2 protein-coding genes and 1 pseudogene are annotated in these 4181 nt (G+C 48.1%); 1 reads left to right on the forward strand and 2 read right to left on the reverse strand.

Annotated elements, in window-relative coordinates:
- Together V6C93_RS17255 and V6C93_RS17260 are read right to left on the reverse strand one after the other, a co-directional pair.
- Window positions 1-192 (reverse strand): annotated as a pseudogene (locus V6C93_RS17255) (ATP-binding protein); the annotation flags it as partial.
- Between the two features lie 476 nt (window positions 193-668).
- Window positions 669-3059, reverse strand: a complete 2391-nt coding sequence (locus tag V6C93_RS17260; protein WP_333477907.1) for a filamentous hemagglutinin N-terminal domain-containing protein — start codon at window positions 3057-3059, stop codon at window positions 669-671.
- Window positions 3060-3490: 431 nt separating this feature from the next.
- Between V6C93_RS17260 and V6C93_RS17265 the strand changes: the two genes are divergently transcribed.
- Complete coding sequence (locus V6C93_RS17265; RefSeq protein WP_333477908.1) at window positions 3491-4180, forward strand: response regulator transcription factor; 690 nt, start codon at window positions 3491-3493, stop codon at window positions 4178-4180.
- Window position 4181: the final 1 nt, after the last annotated feature.

The raw sequence follows: 4181 nt of genomic DNA on the forward strand, positions 1-4181 counted from the left end.
TCCTTTTTCGCGCTCCAATACCTTCCGGATAGTAGTTGGTTCTATGCCAGTGCGAGACGAGAGTGCTTCAAGCGAGTACCGGGTTCCTGAATTTTCCCAAGTTTCCGCCTCACCAAGAGCCTCCTGAAGTTTCTTCCATCCTGTCGGTGTAAGGAGTACGCCGCGTTGGCGTCTTGGCTTGGGCTGATTCATGGCAAGATACCTGGGATAACTTTGCGGTTTCCAGTCTGCTTATAAATTAGAATTTAGACTAGCGAGCGTCTGTGTGTAGCAGGCTCTCCACTGCAACAAGAGTAATCCTGAATCAGCCAGGAAGGTAAGGTCATTTTAGGAAAATTCTTTTCCAATTTCGGAAAATTAGTTAGTTTTGTTGACTATACCAAAAGAGAAGGTTATACCAATTTCATAAAATAGTGCAACGCTTAGAAGATCCCCCTCGTATCCCCCTTAACAAGGGGGACTTTAAATCCTTCATTTGTTCCCCCCTTTTTAAGGGGGGCTAGGGGGGATCTCGCTCTGTAGCAGCATTAAATGAAACTGGTATTAGCTACCTGTCAAAAATGGCTCAATAGCTCAGTAAAAACTCTCCTTGGCGATTGCCTACGGCTTTACAAGGGAGCCGATTCGCCACCTTCGGTGCATCTGATGCCTTTGTCAGAGTGCCTTGTTCAATCTTTGCAGGTAGGGAGTTTGGACCCAGAAGAGCGAGGAGCACTATTCCCTACTTGCGTTACGAGAATTACCTCACCATGAGCGCCATACTTCCATCCAGAGGCTTCCATAATAGGTGAGGCAGTAGGAGGAGTGGAGTTTGAGGAATTGGTGGAAAAAGAGCGATCTGCGCTTTGCTGCTTACGCACCATGCTTCCCTTCGGGACGCTACGCGAACGCAAACGCAATGCACTCGCAACGCTCTCGCTCTCTCGTGTCCGGTTTCCAGAGACACTTGCACTCTCAACAGTTGGTATCTGATAAGTCTGATAAGGTGCGATCGCAGGGTCATCTGGCGTCACTGGTAAACCGCCGTTCCCCGTGATGATGAATTTCCCCTCTCGTCGGTTGCTGCGTCCGAGGCAGCTATTGGCAATAAGCTGGGAAGGATCGATGACGTTTGCGGGCAGAGCGACTAAGCTTCGGTTTGGGTCGATATCAGGCGTATTGAGTTGTACAATGCCATTGAATCGAGCGCCAAGCTCAGAACTGGCGGTAATGTCACTGAATTGGGTGGGGCGCTCCCGAAACTGAGTGCCGAAGATACCTTGAGCATTGACAATGACTCGACCGCCGAAGCTATTTTCCGCATTGGCGCTGATGTCACTATTTTCTTTGGGAATGGCGACCAGGTTATCAGTATCGATGGTGATGTTGCCGCCTGTGATATTGCTGCCTGTTGCGTTGGTGGTGATGCTGCTGCCTTGGCGCAATATCAAGTCGTGCGATCGCAGATTGATAGTTGCCTGCTCTTTACTGGGGTCAGTGCTGTTGCTTCGGGTATCAGCAGTCAGGGTAGCATTATTCTCCAAACGGATAGAGCGAGCATTAACGTTGAGGTTGCCTGCATTTCCTGTCCCTTCACTCCGAACCGCTACTATACCCCCATCCCGGACAAGCAGCTCACCCGTGTTAATTGTTACGTTTCCTGCATCCCCTGTTGTACCTTGCGAAGATCGTGCAAACAAACCGCTGGCTATACCATTGGCGGAGGTACCAATAACTTGCACCGAGTTAGTAGCATTGATAGTTATATTCCCCCCCTTTCCTGAACCAGTAGTTCTAGCACTAATGAATCCCCCATCCCGTACCAGCAAGTCACGAGTATTAATTGTCACCTCTCCCGCGTCCCCTGTTGTTGCGCCCGCGTATACTAGTGCAGCTGAAGACACGCCGTAGATAGGAGAATTAGCTAAGGTATTAGTAAATTGCACAGAGTTAGTAGCATTGATAGTTATATTCCCCGCTTTTCCTAAACCAAATGTGCTAGTAAAGATCTGTGCCCCTCGAACGAGCAAGTCACGAGTATTAATTGTCAGACTTCCCCCGGTTCCTGTTGCTTCTGGGTAAGATGCAGCAAACAAGCCAGTTGGCTGTTGACTATTGGAACTAGCAACTGCCTCGATTAACTCAACAGCGTTCACAACTATTGCACCTCCTGCCTCTGCTCCCAAAGTACTTGCCTCTAGCTGGGAACCATCAGTAAGGGTGACGCGCCTGCCCATTACTTGTATATCGCCGCCGACTAGCCCAGTGGCATCAACTATGGTCTTTTGCAATAGTTGAATGTTCCCAAAGTTTTGCACAGCATCATAACCCAAGGCAAAACCTTTGTTGATGGGAGCCAGCCTAACTAGACCTTCTCCTGAGACACTGCCCAATTCTATACGTCCGCCAGCCGTCTTGAGTGTTGCCCCCTCTAAAGTGACATCACCACCCACCAACGCTAAGGTTTGATTGGGCTGTACCCGCAAACCAAAAGTGGTATCAATCACAGCACTTGTTAATCTTCGACCCTGACCATTCCCCTGCACGATTATGCTTCCTGGATTCTGTCCGAATTGCAAGCCAAGGGGTACGCTGATGGTCAGCAACGGTGTAGTCGGGGTAGCTGGTTTGGCGCTGAAAATAGTACCATCGGCAAACACTAGACTAGTAGCTGTAGAAGCTAAAAACGAGCCGCCGATATTTAGAGTTGCTCCTGCACCGAAAATAATCCCATTGGGATTGAGCAAAAACAGGTTGGCAGTGCCGTTAGCTCGAATCAAGCCATCAATATTTGAGACAGAGTTACCTGTAATCCGAGCGAGGATATTCTGAATCTGTGTTGCATTGTTGAAAAACGCCTCGCCTCCGGTAGGCACTCCAAACTCGCTGAAGCTATGGAACAGATTTGTGCCTGCTGTGGTTCCGCTATTGATGACACTAGTATTTCCCTGTTGCGTGACCACAGAATTGACCGGGAGTGTTGCATCCGGGACGATTTGTGCTGCACTTAAGTGGCAACTCAATAGAGCATACACAGCAGTGCCGTTCAGTAACCAGAATCTCAGAGAATGCCGTTTCATCTCAGATGCACTTAAGAGGAATGGCACTGACTTAAGAACTCTCATAGCTCACCAACCAACTCTTGTGCAGGGGGTCTCTAGGTAGGCACTCCGTCCCCCAGTGGGGGGATTGGGGGGTTTCCCCCCAATCTGGGTTTTTCCCAAGAAACAATCACTTTTCCCTTAAGTAAGTGACATTCTACTTAAGAGAGCATTCTGTTGAGTTTACCAGGACAGAAGCAAAGCCTGCTATCAAAAATGAGTGAAACTCTTGAACACAACTCAACCGAATGCTGCCTGCCAGAACATTGTTGTTAACTTTCCAAAATTGGAAAACCAAGTTCCTAAAGTGGCAAGGTGCGGGCAGCTACTCGCTTGTATCCTAGTCTTTAACAATAAATTTTTAGGAACAAAAACTTAACCCTAGTATAGTATTGTGACGCTGAATGCATATGGTTGAATTAATGCCAGTCATGAGTCGGGATACGGAGCAAGTTAAGCCAAAATTTCTTGTTGTTGACGACCACGAAGCAATTCTCGAAGGCACTATTCCAGCACTCAAGGGAAAATACCCAGAAGCGGAAATCCTAACAGCCCAGGATGCACAGACGGCATTAAGGCAAGTTGAACGGTATCACCCAGATTTGGCAATTGTTGACCTGTGTCTTCCAGAGAAACCCCACGCCACTGCCAATGCCGAGGTGGGCATTCAACTCCTCAAAACTTTGATGGAGAGTCCTCTCGCCCCCAATTTGGTGGTTCTGAGTACGAATGTCAAGCCACTGGTGCGTCTTAAACCAATGATTAATGCTTATGAAGGTGGCTTTGCTGCGATGGATAAGTCTTTGCCTATCAAAGAAATGTTAAGACTGATTGACATGGCGCTGCGAGGCTCTATTTATTTGTCTACAGAATTGCGATCGCGCCCGGAATTTGACCGGAAATGGATAGAAGTCCTCACGCTCAAATTTCAGGAAGGCTTGACGGATAAAGCGATCGCCCAAAAAATGAACGTGAGCGATCGCACCGTGCGAAACTACTGGATTCGACTGCAAGATGCTCTGGGCGTCTATGACGAACCGGGTAAAGAACTGAGAATTCAAATTGAACTCGCAGCCCGAAAAATCGGATTGATTAGTTGAT

Source organism: Allocoleopsis sp. (assembly GCF_036703385.1).
Classification (GTDB): domain Bacteria; phylum Cyanobacteriota; class Cyanobacteriia; order Cyanobacteriales; family Coleofasciculaceae; genus Allocoleopsis.